Source organism: Mesorhizobium sp. M4B.F.Ca.ET.143.01.1.1 (assembly GCF_004792275.1).
Classification (GTDB): domain Bacteria; phylum Pseudomonadota; class Alphaproteobacteria; order Rhizobiales; family Rhizobiaceae; genus Mesorhizobium; species Mesorhizobium abyssinicae.
Window position 1 is genome coordinate 1 of sequence record NZ_SRSR01000027.1, and the last position, 19,612, is coordinate 19,612.

The 19,612-nt window shown below is 59.6% G+C and carries 12 protein-coding genes and 2 pseudogenes; 13 read left to right on the top strand and 1 reads right to left on the bottom strand.

All coding sequences use genetic code 11. The features are described from left to right. From EN786_RS34135 to EN786_RS34190, 12 genes and pseudogenes are all read left to right on the top strand, one after another. Positions 1 to 894, top strand: an 894-nt coding sequence (locus EN786_RS34135; protein ID WP_127302982.1) for an ATP-grasp domain-containing protein, incomplete at its 5' end; no start/stop codon positions are given. 493 nt (positions 895 to 1,387) lie between these two features. Then, positions 1,388 to 2,557: a Xaa-Pro peptidase family protein gene (locus EN786_RS34140; protein ID WP_126080651.1), complete on the top strand. Its 1,170-nt coding sequence runs from the start codon at positions 1,388 to 1,390 to the stop codon at positions 2,555 to 2,557. 513 nt (positions 2,558 to 3,070) lie between these two features. Continuing rightward, positions 3,071 to 3,440: pseudogene (locus EN786_RS39055) on the top strand (transposase); the annotation flags it as partial. A gap of 1,197 nt (positions 3,441 to 4,637) precedes the next feature. Then, a complete protein-coding gene (locus tag EN786_RS34150; protein ID WP_126080652.1) occupies positions 4,638 to 5,801 on the top strand; it encodes a M20 aminoacylase family protein in 1,164 nt (387 codons plus the stop codon). A gap of 190 nt (positions 5,802 to 5,991) precedes the next feature. After that, positions 5,992 to 7,107, top strand: a complete 1,116-nt coding sequence (locus EN786_RS34155) for an ABC transporter substrate-binding protein (protein ID WP_126080653.1) — start codon at positions 5,992 to 5,994, stop codon at positions 7,105 to 7,107. A gap of 85 nt (positions 7,108 to 7,192) precedes the next feature. Further along, a complete protein-coding gene (locus EN786_RS34160; protein WP_126080654.1) occupies positions 7,193 to 8,290 on the top strand; it encodes an ABC transporter ATP-binding protein in 1,098 nt (365 codons plus the stop codon). 17 nt (positions 8,291 to 8,307) lie between these two features. After that, entirely contained in the window at positions 8,308 to 10,080 is a 1,773-nt protein-coding gene (locus EN786_RS34165) for an ABC transporter permease subunit (protein ID WP_126080655.1), read from the top strand. Between the two features lie 122 nt (positions 10,081 to 10,202). After that, a complete protein-coding gene (locus EN786_RS34170; RefSeq protein WP_126080656.1) occupies positions 10,203 to 11,909 on the top strand; it encodes an acetolactate synthase catalytic subunit in 1,707 nt (568 codons plus the stop codon). A gap of 15 nt (positions 11,910 to 11,924) precedes the next feature. Next, complete coding sequence (locus EN786_RS34175; RefSeq protein ID WP_126080657.1) at positions 11,925 to 12,941, top strand: cyclase family protein; 1,017 nt, start codon at positions 11,925 to 11,927, stop codon at positions 12,939 to 12,941. Positions 12,942 to 12,953: 12 nt separating this feature from the next. After that, entirely contained in the window at positions 12,954 to 13,739 is a 786-nt protein-coding gene (locus EN786_RS34180; RefSeq protein ID WP_126080658.1) for an SDR family NAD(P)-dependent oxidoreductase, read from the top strand. A 64-nt stretch (positions 13,740 to 13,803) separates the two neighbouring features. Beyond that, positions 13,804 to 15,245, top strand: a pseudogene (locus tag EN786_RS34185) (NAD-dependent succinate-semialdehyde dehydrogenase); the annotation flags it as partial. Positions 15,246 to 15,810: 565 nt separating this feature from the next. Then, complete coding sequence (locus EN786_RS34190; RefSeq protein WP_245466449.1) at positions 15,811 to 16,710, top strand: hypothetical protein; 900 nt, start codon at positions 15,811 to 15,813, stop codon at positions 16,708 to 16,710. Between the two features lie 780 nt (positions 16,711 to 17,490). Here EN786_RS34190 and EN786_RS34195 read toward each other — a convergent pair. Continuing rightward, positions 17,491 to 18,498 carry a hypothetical protein gene (locus EN786_RS34195; RefSeq protein WP_126080659.1) on the bottom strand — a complete coding sequence of 336 codons (1,008 nt, stop codon included), beginning with the start codon at positions 18,496 to 18,498 and terminating at the stop codon, positions 17,491 to 17,493. A 252-nt stretch (positions 18,499 to 18,750) separates the two neighbouring features. Here EN786_RS34195 and EN786_RS34200 point away from each other — a divergent pair, with 252 nt between their 5' ends. Beyond that, on the top strand, positions 18,751 to 19,224 hold the full coding sequence (locus tag EN786_RS34200; RefSeq protein WP_126080660.1) for a hypothetical protein: 474 nt from the start codon (positions 18,751 to 18,753) through the stop codon (positions 19,222 to 19,224). Positions 19,225 to 19,612 lie beyond the last annotated feature (388 nt).

Consider the following 19,612-nt stretch of genomic DNA (forward strand, 5'->3'; position numbering starts at 1 on the left):
AAATTTACTCAACGTCAGCTCCTCGCGGAGGCCGGCATTCCAATACCTGCTTATCGCTTAGCAGCGAATGCAGCGGAGGTTGAAATCTCTGCCGCCGAGATCGGCCTGCCGGTGATTCTGAAGCCAGTCATAGGCAGCGGCAGCATCGGTGTGCGATTATGCAGCACCGTCGATGAGTTAGCCGAACATACCACCTACCTATTGGGTGGGAAGCATATTTGGCGATCTTCACCGAGGATACTTGTTGAAGAATACGCGAATGGTCCAGACTACGGCGCTTACGCAATGGGAAATGAAATCGTTGGGATAGAGGCTGCTGTATATGGCGGCCAGCCGCATTTCGTCTGTAGTGAAGGAACCTTCCCAGCCCCGCTCATTGATGACGAGTACAAACTTATGGCCGATGTTTCGCTGAGTTGCTTGCGATCTCTCGGCCTTGGCTGGGGGCCAACCAGTATCCAATTCCGATGGACGACACGTGGTCCAGTCGTTATTGAAGTCAACCCGCGGCTTGGTGGTGGTCCTCAACCGGTTCATCTGGCTTACGGAGTCGACCTCGTCACCGAACACATCAAGCTTGTCATCGGTCGCGAATGTAACCTGCGCAAAAGCCATTCACATATCGCGGCCTGGCGCTCATTGTTTCCTGATCGCGATGGCATCCTCGATTGGATCCATGGCGGCAGTCAGGCTGCTGCTGTACCGGGTGTCGCCGAAGTCAAATTTTATGTTGAGCCCAAGACGCCGATCATCAGGAAGGGCGATTACCGAGACTCCATGGGGTACATTATCGCCGTTTCATCCAACCGTTCTCGGACAAAGTCGATACTCCAGCAAGCCATCGACCTAATCGACTGGTCGATCACACCATTTCCGACTGAACAGGAACAATAATCGGTTCCTCGTCTCTCCGCACCAGCGCAGATGTCCCAGCCAAAGAGTGATCGTTGCCGAACATTGGTGCGATTGAGAGCACGAAAGAGATGCGGAGCCATAGCTATACTTTGCGATCCGTGGCGAATCGCGATCGGTTGATTTTTGCTGATTCACAGAAGCCTCGTGCTTTGCTTTCCGCGACACGATCGTGAGTGGCGACTGATTACCTGCGCTCCAAAGGGGCTTTGCGCGAGCTAGGCTTCGCTTGATCAGGCGGCCGCCACCTGCTGAACAAGTCTCTCGGAGACATCTTGCAGCCAGATGACGTCGATATGGAAACTGCATTTGACCATGGCCGCTGGGCGTTCAATCGTCTGACTTCTCTAGCCGCGAGTTGAACAACAAGCACAGGACGATCAAGCCTCAGCGACCGGATTGTGCTGGCCAGTCTTAGCGGAGGCTGTGTCATTGTTGCGCGAATGCAAACCTCAAAAATCAATGGAGTAGACTCATGACGATCCCAAAGGGTGTACAGGCATTTCCACGCACTGAATACCTGCGCCGGCTGTCCGCCGTGAAGGCTGAAATGGAGGGACGCGACGTGGACGTACTGCTCGTTTTGGACGCTTCCAATATCACTTATCTTTCAGGCTATACCACGCCGTCCGGATATGTTCCTCAGGCGCTTGTGATTGACGGGGTGGCTGAGGAGCCGACATTCATCCTTCGTCGTTGCGATGCGCCGGCGGCCATGTACGAATGTTTCATGGAACAGGATAAGATCATCGGCTACCCGGAAGCGCTCATTGGCAATCTAGCCAACGACGGATACGATGCCGTCATCGACTTCCTGAATGAAGCTGGTCTCGCGAAACGGGGGCTGGGTATCGAGATGTCGAGCCTGCCTGCAGCGACATCGGAAAAGTTCAAGTCACGGCTGCCTGAGGCTCGCGTTGTAGACTGCACCAAGCTTGTCAGCTGGCTCCGCCTAGTCAAATCCGATCTCGAAATAGAAGTCATGCGGGAAGCCGCCGCCATTTCCGACGCCGCGATGAAGCGCGCCAGCGAAGTCATACGTGCCGGTGTAGCGGAAGCCGACGCGGCGGCAGAGATCGCGGCGGCGTTAATCCGGGGAGCGAATGGAAAGCCGGGAACGGCGCTGAAGGCCTTCTATCTCTGCGCCTCGCCTCGGATAGGTACCTGTCACATTCCGTGGACGGGGGACGTGTTCCGCGACGGGTCCCAGATCAATCTCGAACTCGGCGGCACTCGCCATGGATATTCCGCGGGCCTCATGCGTACTTTCTCGATCGGCGCCCCGTCCGAACGCCTGCGCCGCATTCATGAGGCCCAGGTCGAAGGCCTTGAGGCGGCACTCGCCGCAGTCCGGCCGGGATCAACGTGCAGCGAAGTGGCCAACGCGTTCTACAAGACGCTCCGCAAACACGGTTTCGAAAAGGAAACGCGCTGCGGCTACGCGCACGGCATTGGCTGGCTCGAACCGACTGCAAGCCTCCGGGATGGCGACACGACTGAGCTGAAGCCGAACATGACCTTTCATTTGATGCTGGGCAACTGGATTGAGGACGACTTCGGTTACGTGATCAGCGAGACATTCCGGGTCGCCGGCACCGGCGCTGAGGTAATCACAAACACGCCGCGGAAGATCTTCGAAATCTGAACGGGCAATCGTGTCCGGTCGCCTATCTATTCGATCGTGTTGATGTCAGGCGCTTCTAAGTTGTCCGAATCGCCGGCGTTTTGATGTCCTCCGGAGGGTCTTGCTTCTCTCCGGATTGGCTCTTGGGATTAGAAGAATGGCGGAAAGATCTGTTCGGCGTCTGATTCAATGATGCGATCAGCACGTGGACCGTAGCGAACTCCCTCCGAAGGACTTCTGTCCGCCAGTTGGCGGATTTGAGGTGACACTAGTTGCGATGGCTTCTGGAGCGATTGCGGTCAAGCTTGTTAGTGCTTCATGTCCTATTCGATTGTTCGATCGGTTGGCGACCATCTCCTCGTCCTGACTTGGCTTCGGCTGTGCCGCGGGGGACTGGCCGGTCGTGTTGGCCGGCAGGTCATCGCGTGCGCGACGTGGCTTTGATGGAGCTACGAGCCCGATGGCTGCGATCGCGGCTGGTCTCGCGGCGCACCGCGACGATTTCCAGATCCGTGCCTTCCTCATCGAACAGGCGCATGGCTTGGCCTCGTGCCACGGCAATACAGTACCGGAGGGAAGCCGACTGTCCGCCGCATCTCAAAACCAGGAAGCCGCTTATCTGCGAATTCTGTTAATCCAGGCGGCCAGCTTCGGCGCATGGCTGCAGAATGCCGCGCCGCGGCTTCATCGCAGCAAGCTCGCCACGGCACTGGCTATCGCTGAAGCGCCAAAGTCCCGACAGCGATCGAAGGCTTCGCTGTGCCGATCGCCGCGACCAGGAGATCATCGGCGCGACGCCGGCACGCTCATCAGGCGACGGCAGTTCGCCTCGTTCTGGCTGATCTCCTCGATCTCCTGGCTGACCGTTTCGATGAGCTCGTCGAGCCACAGCCAGTCCTCGTAGAGTCCAACGATCGGATCGCTCATGCGCGGCGATATCTCGTCGGCACGGTTCTCCAGGATTGCGAACTGCGAGTTGCGAAGTGCTCTCGCGCCGGGCAGCACGGCAATACCGTGCTGCGCAATGGCTGGACATTCGGCAGCACCGAAACGAGGTGACGGCCATCTAAACCGCCACCCCCCAGTGCGCGAGAAGCATGGAGCGAATATGAACGCACCCGGAATCTGTTTGACCCAAATGGTTGCCTGGCAACCTATCCGCTAATGAGATTAACGGTGCGTGCGAATTCCCCATCAAGGCCATGACACGCGAGCCGACCAAAAGGGCCGGATACATATGAGCGACTTCCGCTATCCTCCACGCCTCACTTGCGATCAGCAGCCGGTCCATACAATTGGGTCAGGTGGCCGCAAGCATGGTGTCTTGCCGTTTCCAGCGAAGTTCGGTGGCGTCCAGCCACGTGCGAGGCATGATCACCGCCAGTCTTCTGGCAAGCGCGACAATGGCTTTTTGCGTCCCTCGCCGATTGGCGACGTTCTTCGCCCCGGCCTTAAACCACGACCAATTTGCCAACGCGTCAGCGGGACTGGGCGGCCTCGAAGGCAACGACCTCTTCATGCCTAGGCCCGCAGGGGGACATGCATTCAACGCGCTCCCTTTCTCCCTGCTGAAATTACCCGGTCATGGCCGACTTCATTATCTCCGGAGGGACAACCCCGGTCGCCTACGAAACAAGATCGATCACGACCAAACAATTGCCCTAGCCACCTGACGGCGATCATCGATGCTGTGATTTGCGACAATGACGCTGCTTCCCGGACCCTTTTTCGATCGCAGCCTGATTATGCTCGATGTCGGAGGGAAATCCTAGCTTCCGCCGCCCCGTGACTAGTGCCATCGCCGAGGCCGCGGTCCACGCTGTCATGGATGATCTGGTCAGAGAGGGCCTCACGATCTTAATTCGGTGGGCCGGGCCGACGCGCGAGGACGCAGACATCCAAGGGTCAGTTCCGTAACCGACTTGCCCCACGGCGACCTAGCATGTGCTGGCCGGGACCGACCTCTGTGCTGAAAAGCGAGCCTCGGGTCCATCTCGTTACTAGATGTCGATGATACACAAAAGGCATTTGACGAAATCGTGCTGCGGAATGATGCTCGCTTAAATAAGGCACTAGGACAGAAAAAGCTGGGAACTAATAGATGTACAGCGTCGACACTTTCCGACATCTCCAGGAAGAAGCCACGCAATGGCGCCGCTACCTGCACCAGAATCCGGAACTGGGATACGAGGTGCACAATACGGCGAAGTTCGTTGCTGAGAAGCTGGCCTCCTTCGGTATCAATCACATCGAGACGGGCATCGCCGAGACCGGCGTGGTTGCCCTGATCCAGGGTGAGGGCGGGGAGGGGCCGACGATCGGACTGCGCGCCGATATGGATGCCCTGCCGATCCTGGAAGCGTCGAACAAGGCCTGGTCCTCGCGGATACCCGGCAAGATGCACGCGTGCGGCCATGACGGCCACACCGCGATGCTATTGGCGGCTGCAAAACACCTCGCCGCGACGCGCAACTTCAAAGGCTCAGCGGCTTTGATCTTCCAGCCCGCCGAGGAAGATGGACGAGGTGCTTTGAAGATGGTCCAGGAAGGAATCATGGAGCGCTTCAACATCTCCCAGGTCTACGGCCTGCACAACTCACCCGGCACTGACATTGGCCAGTTCGCCATCCGGGAGGGCGGTATGATGGCGGCGCTTGACGAGTTTGACATCATCGTCAAGGGGAGGGGCGGGCATGCAGCTTCGCCCCACAGGACTGTCGACCCTGTGGTCACCGCCGCACAAATCATCGTTGCCCTCCAGACCGTGGTGTCCCGCAACACCGACCCCACTGACGCCCTCGTCGTTTCTGTCACGAAGTTCACGGCGAGCCAAGCCTACAACGTCATCGCGGACCAGGTCGAAATGGGTGGGACTGTCAGGAGTCTGACCTCCGCCGTGCGCGATCTGGCGCAGCGGCAGATCAGGTTATGCGCCGAGGGCGTGGCCCACGGGATGGGCGCGGAAATTGAGTTCAGGCATCGGCGGCTCGAACCCCTTACATTCAATCACACGGCCGGAACACATTTCGCGATCACCGCAGCCCGCGGCCTCGTGGGCCATGACGCCGTAAACGACAACGTCAAGCCTTCGATGGGATCCGAAGACTTTGCCTACATGCTGGAAGCGCGGCCGGGCGCGATCATCCTCTTGGGGAACGGCTCGACGCCGGGCTTGCACAATCCCGCTTACGATTTCGACGACGAGGCGATCCCGTATGGCGTGGGCTATTGGGTAACCCTCGTCGAGAAGATTCTGGCGGCCTGACTTGTCGGGTTACGGCTCGTGAACCGGGCTGAACGGCGAGAGATGCTTCAGTTGACCGTGAAACGCGCAGGACAGGACCGCGTCGGCACCGCCACGTAGATCACTTCGCGAAGTCTCGATTGCGGCCGTCCGCTGGGTCGGCGAAAATTGCATATTCAATTATGCTCAACATTAAAAAAGGGGAATGGCCATGAGCTTCTCTATTATCATTAACCGCAGGCGTTTCCTGCAGGCAGCATCAACCGCCTTGGCTGCCGGCGCACTTCCTTCCATTGCCAGTAACAAGGCATCGGCGCAGACTCCTGGCGAACTGCGCGTCCTTGTCTACGGTGGCGATACCGGAAAGGCGATGATTGAGGCCTATGTAAAACCATTTGAAGCCGAAACAGGCATTAAGATGACCCCGATTACCGATCAGGGCGACCGGGCATCGATCGAGATGATGGTTGCGCAGAATAACGTCACCGTCGATGTTGTCACCGCTAACCAGGGATCTTCGTTCGAGTTGTCCCAAAAGGGTCTTTTTGAGCCGATCGATTATTCTATTTACAGGAATGAAGACCTAGACGGGCTCGCCGACTTCGCAAAGCAGCCGTTTGGCGTAGCTAACGTAGTTTATGCGTTCGTCATGGTCTACAATACCGAAAAATTCCCAGCGGGTAAGCTGCGGCCGACCACATGGGCGGAATTCTGGGACGTGAACAGTTTCCCGGGTGTCCGCAGTCTTGTCAGCGGCCAATATGGTTCAGAAGGCCCTTGGGAGGAAGCCCTTCTCGCCGATGGCGTAAATCCAAAGGATATATATCCTATGGACCTAGATCGTGTTTTCAAAAGTTTGGACAGAATAAAGCCCGATATTCGCAAATGGTGGGGAACAGGGTCCGAAATCCAGCAGATGATGCATGACAAGGCAGTAGATCTTGTAAATGCCTATGATGGTAGGGCCGGCACGTTGATCAAGCAGGGAGCACCGCTTGAAATTAATCGTAACCAGGCGAAAATAACTTGGGACTACTGGCAGATTGTGAAGGGGTCTCCTAACGCGCACGCTGCGCAACAGTTTGTCGCATTTACCGCGCGCGCCGACCGTCAGGCAGCATTTTCACAACTCATGCCGTTCGGCCCGAGCAACCTCAACGCGTTCAAGGTTCTACCGGAAGATATTGGGCGCTCGCTGGCCAGCCACCCCGACTACCTGAGGTCAAGTGTGCTAATCGACTCGAAATGGTACGCCGAGAAGGGATCGGACGGGCTCACGAACACCGAAAAGCTGGTCCAGCGCTGGAACGAGTGGATCCTGCTTTAAGCCCCTGTCGGCCTTTTGCGACGGCATTTACCGATGACGTGCCGCACCGAACCAGCACGTCATCGTTCGGCTTGGAGTGACGAACATGAATGCACCAGTCAGAACGCTGCATCCGCTAGCTAAGGATAGACCATTGGAGAAACTCGCTCTTTCCGAGCAAATCGAATTTCGGAACGTCACCAAATTATACGGTCAGGTCATTGCGGTCAGGAGCCTGTCGTTGACCGTTGGGCGCGGCGAGTTCCTCACGATCCTTGGTCCGAGCGGTTCTGGCAAGACGACGACACTCATGCTGCTGGCGGGGTTCGAGGCGCCTACCGAAGGTGATATCCGCATCGCTGGGAAGTCCGTCGCCTCGGTACCTTCCTATCGGCGCGATCAGGGCGTCGTCTTCCAAAGCTATGCGCTCTTCCCGCACCTCACCGTTCGCCGCAACCTTGAATTTCCGCTCGAGATGCGCGGCATCAGGTCGGCTGAGCGGGCCGCGAGAGCCGAACGCATCCTGTCACGTGTCCATTTGGACGGCTTGGGTGACCGCATGCCATCACAGCTCAGCGGTGGGCAGCAGCAGCGCGTGGCGCTCGCCCGGGCCCTCATAGCCGACCCTCCAATCTTGTTGCTAGACGAGCCGTTGGGAGCACTAGACCGTAACTTGCGTGAGCAAATGCAGGGTGAGATCAAGGGGCTTCACAAAGAGTTCGGAATCACTACGGTGTGTGTCACACACGACCAGGAGGAGGCGCTCACGCTTTCCGATCGGATCGTGGTGATGAACGCTGGACGAATTGAGCAAACTGACACGCCTGAGGCGCTATATGACCGTCCTGTCTCCCGGTTTGTCGCGAATTTCCTTGGGGACGCCAACATCCTCGATGATCCGTCATTCGCTGTTGAGTCGGATACGCCGCAACCGGACGGCACCGTCGCGATGATCCGGCCGGAACGTATACGGATCTCCGCCCCTGGCGCCACGAAGAGTGCCGACGCCGATCAGCGCCAGCATGTCGCCGGCACCGTGACCGATATGATCTATGCCGGCCCGCTGCGAAGATACCATGTGGCTGTCGGCGATAACGACGTGGTCATACGCGAACACGTCGCCGCGGGGCGTCAGATCTTCCAGATCGGGGACACCATTCAGCTCGACTGGTTGAGATCGGACATCCGCTTCGTCACGACGTGATCTCAGGGGACTCGCAGATGTTGACTTTACAAAAGCTTACGCGGGCCTCTGTTGTGCTGACCTTTCCGGCGCTCTGCCTCCTGCTACTCGTCTTTGCCATACCGATCGTCCAGCTCTTCTTAAACAGCATCAACGCCCCCGCGCTCTCCCTCGTCAATTACGTGACGTTCTTCGTGCATCCTGCGAACGTTCGCGTCCTCATCCAGACCATCGAGGTAAGCATCGTAGCCACGGTCATCTGCGCTATCATCGGCTACCCGACGGCCTACCTGATCACGGCTGCTTCGAAGCAGGTCCGGTCTGTCTTGGTCATCCTCGTCCTGATCCCGTATCTCACGAGTTCGCTGGCCCGAACCTACGCCTGGGTCATGATCCTAGGTGACCGCGGCCTTATCAATAACCTGCTGCTCGATCTGCGCGTCATCACCAGTCCTCTGCCTCTGATTTACAACCGTATGGCCATGTATATCGGCATGGTCCACATCATGTTGCCGATCATGATCCTGCCGCTAGTGAGCGTGATGCTCGGCATCGATAAGTCGCAAGTGGCAGCCGCGCGCAGCATGGGCGCGCGTCCGTTCTCGGCCTTCTGGCGCGTGTTCTTACCGCTCAGTCTGCCCGGCTTACGCAGTGGTGCGTTGCTCGTCTTCATCCTGAGCCTCGGATTCTACATCACGCCCGCAGCCCTTGGTGGCCTGCGCGATGCCATGCTCTCGACTTTCATCGCGGCTGAGGTGCAAAGCTCATTCAATCTCGGCCGGATAGGGGCAGCGTCATTTATTCTCCTCGCGATCGCGATGACGGTGCTCGCCGTCCTCAGACTCAATCCGGCCGGCCCCAAAGGCAATGCTGCGTCGGATCGGCGAAACCGTTTTCCCGCAGCGGGGGCCTTGGTGCGACATCTCACTGAGCTCGGCACGCTTCGGCGGGCGCGTCGCTGGAACATGCATCTTTACCGCGCTGGCGACGCCACCCATGTGTGGAGGTTCATAGGGATCACGGTAGTCATATTCACCCTACTCTTTCTCCTCTTCCCGGGCGTGGTGGTGATCATCGTGTCTTTTAGCGCCGGAACGCAGTTGGAATTCCCTCCATCCGGCTTTTCCGTGCAATGGTATCGTTCGTTTTTTGCCGATCCGTCGTGGAACGGGGCCGCGCTGAGCAGTTTCGAAATTGCAATCTCGGTAACCATAATCTCGACCATACTCGGCACGCTGGCCGCCTATGGACTCAGTCGCAGCGCGCCAATGCTGCGCAACGTGCTCACGTTGGTCCTCCTAGCACCGATCACCTTTCCGGTGATCGTGGTCGGCATCGCAGCCTACCTTGGTCTGGTATCCTTCGGCCTAGTCGGATCGAAGACAGGCATCGTCTTGGCGCACAGCATTGGCGCTATGAGCTATGTCGTAGTTGTCGTCGCGGCAACGCTGGCCAACTTTGACATTAGTCTTGAGCAAGCCGCTAAGAGCATGCGGGCCGGGCCGTTCCGGACATTCATGAGGGTGACTCTGCCTTTGATCCGGCCAGGCATCCTCGGCGGGGCGGTTTTTGCGTTCCTCCATTCGTTCGACGAAGTGGTCATATCCTTGCTCGTCAGCGGTCTATCCATACGCACGCTTCCCTTAAAGATGTGGGAAAACATCCGGCATGAAATCGACCCCACCGTCGCCGCGGTGGCGTCGCTGCTGATGCTTCTGCCCGTGCTCTGGCTCGTCGCCATGTACTTCATCTGGTGGCGGTCAAGATCCAGAATGCAAGCTGCCTCAGCCCGCATGCTCGCCGCGGTCTGAATCCGCACTACTCGTTAGGGCTCCCGGGCAGTGCCAGCGTGTCAACCGCACGGCATGTTACGCGCCTTGGGGCCGCGGTCACTCTGCGCCTGACCATTCAGAACTCTATAGGAAGAAACACGATGACAGAAATCGAACCTACCGTTGCCGTAACAATCGCTCGTGCGTTGTCGCGCCACGGCGTGAAGTTCATATTCGGTCAGAGCCTTCCTTCCGCCGTGATCCTCGCTGCGGAGGAAATCGGAATCCGTCAAATCGCCTACCGCCAGGAGAATATGGGTGGTGCGATGGCCGATGGTTTCGCGAGGGCCTCGGGACAGGTCGCGGTGGTCACCGCCCAGAACGGTCCAGCAGCGGCACTGCTCGTTGCACCGCTGGCCGAGGCCCTGAAGGCCAGCATCCCCGTGGTGGCTCTCATTCAGGAGGTAGAGCGACTGCAGGTGGATAAGAATGCCTTTCAGGAACTCGATCACCTGGCGCTTTTCGCATCCTGCGCCAAGTGGACGCGCCGTATTGGCACCGCGGATCGGGTTGACGACTACGTGGACGCCGCGTTCGTGGCTGCGGCGAGTGGCCGGCCGGGGCCTGCCGTCCTTTTACTGCCGGCTGACCTGCTCCGCGAGACAGCCCAGCCCAGCGCCCACAAGCGCGAGGCATGCCTCAGCGCCTGGCCCCTCGACCGGACCCGGCCGTCGGATGCCAGCATTGCCGAAGCGGCTTTCCTAATCGCGAAAGCCCATTGCCCGGTGGTCATGGCGGGTGGGGGCGCCCTTTCCACCGGCGCGCCATCGGCTCTGGCGAACCTTCAGGAATTTGCCTCGCTCCCTGTATTCACGACGAACATGGGGAAGGGTGCCGTCAATGAATTCCACCCCCTTTCATTCGGCGTGCTCGGATCCCTCGTAGGGCCAACATCGCTTGGCCGCTTCACGCGGAGCTTGGTCGAGGATGCCGACCTGATCCTGCAAGTTGGAACACGAAACAACCAGAACGGCACCGACAGCTGGCGCCTCATTCGTCCGGGTACAAGGATCATCCAGATCGACCTTGACCCGCAGGAGATCGGGCGCAACTACGAGGCAGTCCGCCTCGTCGGGGATGCAGCAGAAACCCTCAAAGCACTCACGCAGGCCCTCAAGACCCAAGATCTCAAGGCAAGGTCACAGGCGCGCCCCGGTCTGGCCGAGCGGATTGCCGATGCCTGGCGCCAGTTCGAGACGGTCAGGGCACCCCTTCTAAAGCAGGCAACCGCAGGGATCAGGCCAGAACGCGTGATGGCGGAACTGCAGAATCTGCTCCAGCCAGAGATGATCATCACTGCTGATGCAAGCTACTCATCGATGTGGGTCGTCGGTCATCTGCGAGCGCCACGGGAAGGGACGCGCTTCCTCACACCCCGTGGGCTCGCCGGGCTCGGATGGGGCCTTCCGCTCGCCATTGGAGCAAAAGTCGCGCGGCCTTCGGCACCTGTTGTGGCGCTTGTCGGGGACGGCGGCTTTGCCCATTCCTGGGCCGAATTGGAGACGATGGTCCGCATGGGAATTCCGGTGACGGTCGTCGTCCTGAACAACGGCATCCTCGGCTTCCAGAAGGACGCAGAAACCGTGAAGTTTGGGGCCTATACCACAGCCTGCCATTTTGCAGCGGTTGATCACGCGGCGATTGCGCGCGCCTGTGGCTGCGAAGGGATAAGAGTCGAGGACGCTGCGGCTCTGCCGGAGGTCCTCAAGCGAGCCCTCGTCGCCGAGCGGCCGACACTCATCGAGGTGATGACGGATCCCGATGCGCATCCTCCGATTTCGCTGTTTGCCGGGACCCTGGATCACTGAGCGGAATGGCGTTACGTGGGCAACCGATGGAACAATAAGCCGGAAGGCGCAAACCGGGGCCTGTTCGGCGCCGACGACGAAGTCGGGCGCCTCAACCTGATCACGGATGACATCCGACTGAAAGCGGCCGCCGAGATCAGGACCGGCCGGGCTTTCTGCCTCAGCTTGCCACTGGATCTCCCCGGCGGGACTGCGCTCAATCCGAACCGCAAGCCGCCGCGTCGTCATGTGGCGATACGCAAGCAGGGACTGCCGGCGGTGAACTATCCCCTATATCTGGAGAACACTCATTACATTGACGCGTCCTGCGATGACAGCGTGACACTATTCACACAATATTCGACGCAGTGGGACGCCCTTAGCCACATCGGGCAGCATTTCAACACCGACGATGACGGCACCGCTGAGATCGTCTATTATAATGGCTTCAGGGGCGGCACGGATGTTCTTGGACCCGATGCCGAAGGCGGAGCTCGCGCGCGCCGATTAGGCATCGACAAGTTCGCCGAGACCTGCGTCCAAGGTTGGGGCGTGCTGCTTGACCTAGGCAGGATCTATGGACGGGACCGAACCCTGGTCGGCTACGATGCCCTAGTGCGTGCTATGCAGACTCAGTCCGTTAAAGTCGAGGCGGGCGACATACTGTGCGTTCACACCGGATTCGCCAAACTTGTTGTCGACATGGACGGCAGCCCGGATCCGCGTGTTCTGCACAATGCCTGCGCCGTACTAGAGGGGCGGGACGACAGGCTGCTCCGGTGGATCGACGACTGCGGTATCGCCGCGCTGGTTGCCGACAACTTCGCGGTGGAGGCGTATCCGAATCGCGTACCGGACGGCTGCGACCACTGCGCCGGCCTGCCGCTGCACCAGCATTGTCTATTCAAGCTTGGCCTTGACGAGCTCTGGTATCTATCGGACTTGGCTGCGTGGCTAAGAGATCATAACCTTAGCCGGTTTTTCCTTACCGCTCCGCCTCTGCGCCTGCCCGGCTCGTTCGGCTTGCCGCTGACACCCGTCGCCACAGTGTAGGAGAAGTAGGTCGTGGACCAGGTTTCGCACGCGACCGCATTCGCCGGCAAGGTGGCTCTGGTGACAGGCGCCGCGCGGGGCATCGGACTTTCGATCGCCACCCGGTTTCTCAACGCCGGCGCCAATGTTGTGCTGGCGGACCTCTCCGAGAGTGACCTGAACGCCAGCATTTCGACCCTGTCTTCGGACTGTACTGGGCGGGCCTTGGCGGTGCGCGTTGATGTGTCCACAGACGCTGATGTCACGCGAATGGTCCAGGCTACATCGGCTCGATTCGGGCGGGTCGACATCCTGGTCAACAACGCGGGAATCTCTCCGAAACACGGCGGACGGAAGGCAACGGTTGAGGAGATGCTCGCCGTGGAGTGGCGTCAGGTTCTCGAAGTAAATCTGACAGGCGCCTTCCTCTGCTGCCGGGCTTGTCTTCCCCACATGCGGGCGGCGAAATGGGGCCGGATCATCAACATCGCATCGGTGGCCGGCCGAACGAAAACCGAGATTGCAGGAGCACACTATGCCGCGTCAAAGGCCGGCATGATGGCCCTTGCCCGCACCCTTGCGGTTGAAGTCGGCTCAGCGAACATCACGGTGAATTCCATTGCGCCGGGTCGCATCGAAACTCCGATGGCTGCCGCGGCTGGTGCCGAACTTAACCAGGCCTACGTCGCCAGCATTCCTGTCGGCCGACTGGGCACCGGTGACGACATCGCCGCTGCGGTCGCCTACCTGGCATCTGAAGACGCTGCCTTCCTCACGGGTGTCACGCTCGACGTTAACGGCGGCTCATTCATGATCTGATCCGCCTGGCGGCTGAATACTTACAAGACTTGAAAGTGGAGCTCTGGGTATGGGTGTACTTACCATGATGCCGGAGGGACTGGCCGTTCCTTCTCTTCTGATCGAACGCGCCTATGTCGCCGGCGAATGGATTTCGGGCGGACGTCGCTTTGACATGACCAATCCCCTCGACCGGCGCGGTCGTTTCGTCGGTCCCCGATGTCGGAAGGGATACGGTGGAGCAGGCCATCGACCCCGCGCACCGCGCGTAACGGGAATGGACCCGACGCACAGGCAAGGAGAGAGCTGGGGTCCTGCGCGCCCTCCATGACCTCATGGTCGCGAATGCCAACGATCTCGCGGCCGTCCTCACCGCCGAGATGGGCAAACCGTTCGCCGAAGCGCGCAGCGAGATCCTGTACGGCGCGTCCTACGTCGAGTGGTTCGCCGAGGAAGCAAGCGTCCTACGGCGACGTCATTCCCGGACATCAGGACGACAAGCGCATTATGGTAATACGCCAGCCGGTCGGCGTGGTCGGTGCGATCACCCCGTGGAACTCCCCGGATGAGATGCTAGCGAGGAAGGTGGCGCCAGCGCTTGCTGCGGCTGCGCCATCGTCTCCAAGCCCGCCGCCCAGACACCGCTCTCGGCGCTGGCACTGGCGCTGCTCGCCGAGCGCGCGGGACTGCCGGGCGGACTGTTCTCGGTGATCACTTCGAAGGACGCGGTCATGGTGGGCAAGGCGTTCTGCGAGAACACCAAGGTTCGCAAGATCACGTTCACAGGCTCTATGCAGGTTGGCCGCACGCTGATGCGGCAGGCTTCCGGCCGGATCAAGAACCTTGGCCTCGAACTCGGCGGCAACGCCCCTTTCATCGTCTTCAACGACGCGGACCTGGATGCTGCCGTCGAAGGCGCGATCCTGTCGAAACTCCGCAATGCCGGGCAGACCTGTGTGTGCGCCAACCGCCTCTACGTGCAGTCCGGGATCAATGATGCCGCCGCGGCGGCGTTGACGAAGCGCGTCAGGAGCCTCAAGGTCGGCGACGGCTTCGAGAAAGGCGTGGCGATCGGACCGCTCATCGAGGAGAAGGCCGCCGCCAAGTGAAGGAGCACATTGCCGACGCATGTGCAATGGGTGCTCAAGTCGTCGCCGGCGGCGAACCGCACGAAAGAGGTGGGCTGTTCTTCACGCCGACGATCCTGACCGATGTAACGCAGGAGATGAAGGTCGCGCGCGAAGAGACATTTGGGCCGGTCGCGCCTCTCTTCCGATTTGATACGGAAGAAGAGGTCATCAAGCGCGCAAACGCTACCGAGTTCGGTCTCGCGTCCTACATCTACACCCGCGATGCATCCCGGATCTTCCGTGTCTCCGAGGCGCTGGAATAGGGCATGGTCGTCATCAACACGGGGCTCATCTCCACCGAGGTTGCGCCGTTCGGTGGCATCAAGCAGTCCGGCATCGGCCGCGAAGGTTCGAGTACGGCCTCGAGGACTACACCGAGTTGAAGTATCTATGCCTGTCCCTCCAGGATCCCGGGCAGAGAGTTATCTCCTGCACTAAGCCGGGTAGGGACCGCGTTGCTGCAGGTCATGAGCGGTCTGGATGATCCCAAGCTGTCGACCTCGAGCGCGGGACGCTTGTTGCCGGTCCGGCCGGATTGCGTCTCCTCGAAGATCTACTCGCAGCCGGCGCGCATCAGAGCATCAGAGCATTGCAGGTCCAAGTTCTGGCCGTCGAAACGTGCGCGTAGCCGATCTGCATGTCCGGATTGAATCACAGAATTACAGAATCGATTCCGTAAGAGCTCACGTCCGGACATACAGACGTTATTTCGGCCGGATGCCGCCAACGCGCATGACGCTCCGCAGATGCCGGGAAACGGTCGCTATGCAGATATGCGGCTGGTTTGCTGCGGGGAGACAGCCGCGACGTCGCCGGGAAAGCCATCTGGCCTCACGATGGTGCCGCCTGCATTCGATATTTGACCGGCCGGCACAAGTGCGATCACATGGGCACGTGACCACCCGCAAGGGCGGCGCTGCCTCCGATGATGATGATATAGAATACTGCTCGAGGTTCCCCGCGTGACATCACATAGACCTCCTGCCTCCTTAGGCTTTCTCGAGCTTGAGCGCGGGCTCGCGCCGGGCGAGAAACCTCCGCAAACGTATCCCGGTTCCCTGCTCAATCCAGATACTTACGACTTTCCGATCATCATCGAGACAGTGGAGGGTGCTTGGGCGGATCGCGTCATCCGAGGCGATCCGTCGCTTGAACCGGCCTACGTCACGTCAGCGCAACGCTTGGTCGAACGGGGCGCCGTTGCCGTGATCGCCAACTGTGGGTTCGCCATCCGACATCAGGCAGCGGTGGCCGCGTCGGTGAACGTACCCGTGGCGCTGTCAAGTCTCCTGCTTATACCGACCCTGCTACGTCAGCTTCCACCCGGCGCCAAGCTCGCGGTACTGACTGCCGATTCCACGCATTGCAGCGAAGGCCTATTCGGGATCGACGACCCGGCCGAGCGTGCGCGGATAGTGGTCGGCGGTATCGAAGGTGGAAAGCTCCTGGATAACGAAATGCAGCGCCCGCCGCGGCGCACGCTAGTGTCTGAAATCGAGGACGATGTCACGGCGTGCGTCACGCGACTGAGAAGGAGATATCCGCACATCGCGGCTTTTCTGTGTGAATGTACCGCATTCCCTCTGGTGTCCCCGATCATACGCCGGTTGACTGGGCTGCCTGTTTTCGACACGGTGATGCTGAGCCGAATGTTATTCACCAGCGCGGCGTGGACCGAATCATTCGAAACCAATCAGCGGACCCTCGCAGAAATAGTGAAGGACCGGGATGAAGGCGCTTATCTGGATAGGCGAGTGAAAGTCTTCACGGCGTCGCGATGGGCACCAGCGGCCGGGTCGCCAGCTCCCTCAAGCGACGCCTGTCAGTCGACGTCGACCATGAGCGATGGCAAGACATCGTAGTTATAGCGTCACCTTTAAGCGTTGGCCGTGCAGGAAAATCTGTCGGGCGAGACGCTGCACATTTGGGGGAACGGCATGACATCACCCGCACCCTGATCCTTGTCTGGATTGGCAGAGGCAGGTGGAGTGGTTCGATGAACATACGGCTTCGGCCGCTCTGATCACGGAAATGAGGCGCGAATCGCCGCAGCTGATCGGCAAGCAGGCTCAGGAGCTGGAATTTCTAGGGCGATCACGGCCTGCAACCGAAGGTCAGACGCCGGTTCGTCGCCGCGACCGACAGCATTCATAGCAGTCCGATCTACTCCAATCTGGCAAAAGGACATTGTCCCGACCTGCCAACCAACTCTAGGTCGGCGATATCACCTATGCCGCGCTACCGGCCCGCTTCGTCTACGTCGCCGTCATTCTCGACGTCTGGTCGCGCATGATCGTCGGCTACGCCATCGCCCGCGCGATCGATGCCCCCCGACGGTCGCCGTTGCGCCGCAATCGAGCGCAGAAAGCCGCCGCCAGGCCGCGTCCAGCGGCTCCCGGCCCGCAACGATCGAGGATTAACACATCCGGCAGACGAGCAAAACCGCAGCCCGATCGGTGTAACCCTAGAGCGCACTCCAGATCGCGGTCAGTTTCTGCAGTCGAGCATTGCGACCAACATCTCATGTCGACCGCCGTCATCACCGCCGCCTCGCACTCGGCGCAGCACCGAAATCGGTTGGCGACGTCTCGGCTGCCACGCTGATGGGGCACCGAGTGGGCGCCGACTCGACGCGTGACCGGCTACGGGATGCCGATCCCGAAATACCGCTTGTGGGCCACATCAAGGATGCGATTGATCAAGCTCGAATAGCTGTGCCCAGCGGCGATTGCGGCTAGGACATATTCGGATTGCATACTGAGCCCAGGCATCGTGTTGATCTCCAGCACAAAGGGTTGGCCGGAGCGGTCGATCCGGACGTCGAGGCGTGCATAGTCCCGGCACTCGCAGGCACGGAAGGTTGCAATCGAAATATCCCGCAGCAAAGTCGCAAGACTGCTCCCGACTCGCGCCGGGCAAATCGTCGACGCCTGCTCGGCAGGCAGGTACTTCGCTTCCCAAGTCAAAAGGCCAATTTCGCGTTCGCCGAAGTCGATCTCTGCGAAGGGCAACACCTCGGGTTTTCCGTTTCCCAGCAGCGCGACATGGATTTCCCGCCCATCGATGTATTCTTCCACTAGCGCATCCTGCCCATATTGCCCAATGATCATTTCGACGGCTTGCGCCAGCTGAGAGGGCTCATGCACGAGTTGCAAACCGAAGCTGTTGTCTTCACGGCGCGGCTTCACCACAAGTGGGAATCGCAAATCGCCGGTGCTGTCGGTGCCGCAGCGCATGATGCGAAAGTTCGGCGTCGGCACGCCGCAACTGCGCATGAGCGTCTTGCTGATAACTTTGTCGTCCGTCAGTCCATGCCCGAGTGGGCTCGATCCGGTGTATGGAACGCCGGCCATCTCAAGCATGCCCGGAACGTGCGTGAAACGGTAATCTCCTTGAATCCCCTCCGCCAGGTTGAAAACAAATCCTGAAGGGCGGGCTTGCGGATCGGGTGGCATGAAGCGCTCGAGCGTATTGAGCAGTCCTTTGTCGCCTTCACACAAAAGCGTTTCATGGCCGCCATCTTGCAGTGCCGCCACCGCCCTTTCGACTGTCTCGCCGGGCGGCCAAGGCTGCGGGGGCTGTGGATAAGGCTGACCGAATCGGTTGATCACGCCTGTAAAATCACGATTCCGGACGACGGCTACTCGCATGACGTACTCCTTGATGGTTCGGTTCTGCACTTCATTCGCTCGGATTTGTTTTCTCGAGGGAACAGCCCGCTTTATCCGCGCTCGCCTTCACGGAGTCCTATGCAATCCGCGTGCCACCAAGAGACGGTGCGAATAAAGGGGCAAGCGCTATGTGTCTCGCGGCGCGCCCGCGCGGGACACTTGTGCCTATGCCGCCGCTTGACTTCTGCCGAGGGACCCAGCCCGAGCCAGGCGGCGAAATCGCGACCGCACTTGAAGGGTTCCATCGGTGGCGAAAATGCCAAGGGCAGCAATAGGGCCGACACCGGGCATGGTTTGCAAGCGCCGAGATGTTGCAGCTTGCTTGGACAGCATGTCGATCGTCTTCTTCAATGCCGCGAAACGGCTGCTCAACTGTTTGATTTGGTCAAGAGCGCTGCAGATGTCGCGGACCAGATCCGGCAGGTCTGCACTCTCGTCCTCGACGATCTCTGCCAGACGTGGCAGGTGGCCGATGCCTTGCGGAACAACATAACCGAACTCCTAGAGGTGCGCGCGCAACGCATTCACCCATTCGGTTCTCTGATTCACGAACTGCTCTCTGGTGCGAAACACGATAGCCCGGGACTGCTACTCCTTGGTCTTCGGTTCGACAAAGCGCGTTGTCGGTCGTTGCGCTGCTTCGACGATCGCCTCCGCTTCGGCGACGTCGTTCTTCTGCCGCTTGACGGACGGTTTGGGACATAGGCCGGGACAATCAGTCTTGGCTCATGGCCAAGCCGAGCCATCTGACAGGTCTGTAGTGGGAGCTGCCGCACGCTTCCATTGCCACGACACATGCCGGTTGACTCGCCATGAACTTGCAAAACTGCAGGCGCGACAGCTTCTTGCGGAATACAACCGATCCATCAGCTGCCGCCCCCTGCAGCTGAATGCCGTTCTTTCCCAGATCGACCCCAATGATAGTAACTTTTCCATCGATGCCTGCCTCTCCTTTGCGTGGCGCTAACACCACCAACTTGGCACATTGCGATGCCGTCGGAGAAGGCTGGCATCCACCCCATCAGTAAAATGGGACAGCCATGGTGCTGGTCGCGCGGCTTGGCGCAGAGCATGTTTCTTGTGCTCACGCAGA

Excerpts from the sequence above, each read along its gene's own strand:
- EN786_RS34140 (WP_126080651.1), top strand. The coding sequence starts at position 1,388 with ATGACGATCCCAAAGGGTGTACAGGCATTTCCACGCACTGAATACCTG.
- EN786_RS34150 (WP_126080652.1), top strand. The coding sequence starts at position 4,638 with ATGTACAGCGTCGACACTTTCCGACATCTCCAGGAAGAAGCCACGCAA.
- EN786_RS34155 (WP_126080653.1), top strand. The coding sequence starts at position 5,992 with ATGAGCTTCTCTATTATCATTAACCGCAGGCGTTTCCTGCAGGCAGCA.
- EN786_RS34160 (WP_126080654.1), top strand. The coding sequence starts at position 7,193 with ATGAATGCACCAGTCAGAACGCTGCATCCGCTAGCTAAGGATAGACCA.
- EN786_RS34165 (WP_126080655.1), top strand. The coding sequence starts at position 8,308 with ATGTTGACTTTACAAAAGCTTACGCGGGCCTCTGTTGTGCTGACCTTT.
- EN786_RS34170 (WP_126080656.1), top strand. The coding sequence starts at position 10,203 with ATGACAGAAATCGAACCTACCGTTGCCGTAACAATCGCTCGTGCGTTG.
- EN786_RS34195 (WP_126080659.1), bottom strand. The coding sequence starts at position 18,498 with ATGCGAGTAGCCGTCGTCCGGAATCGTGATTTTACAGGCGTGATCAAC.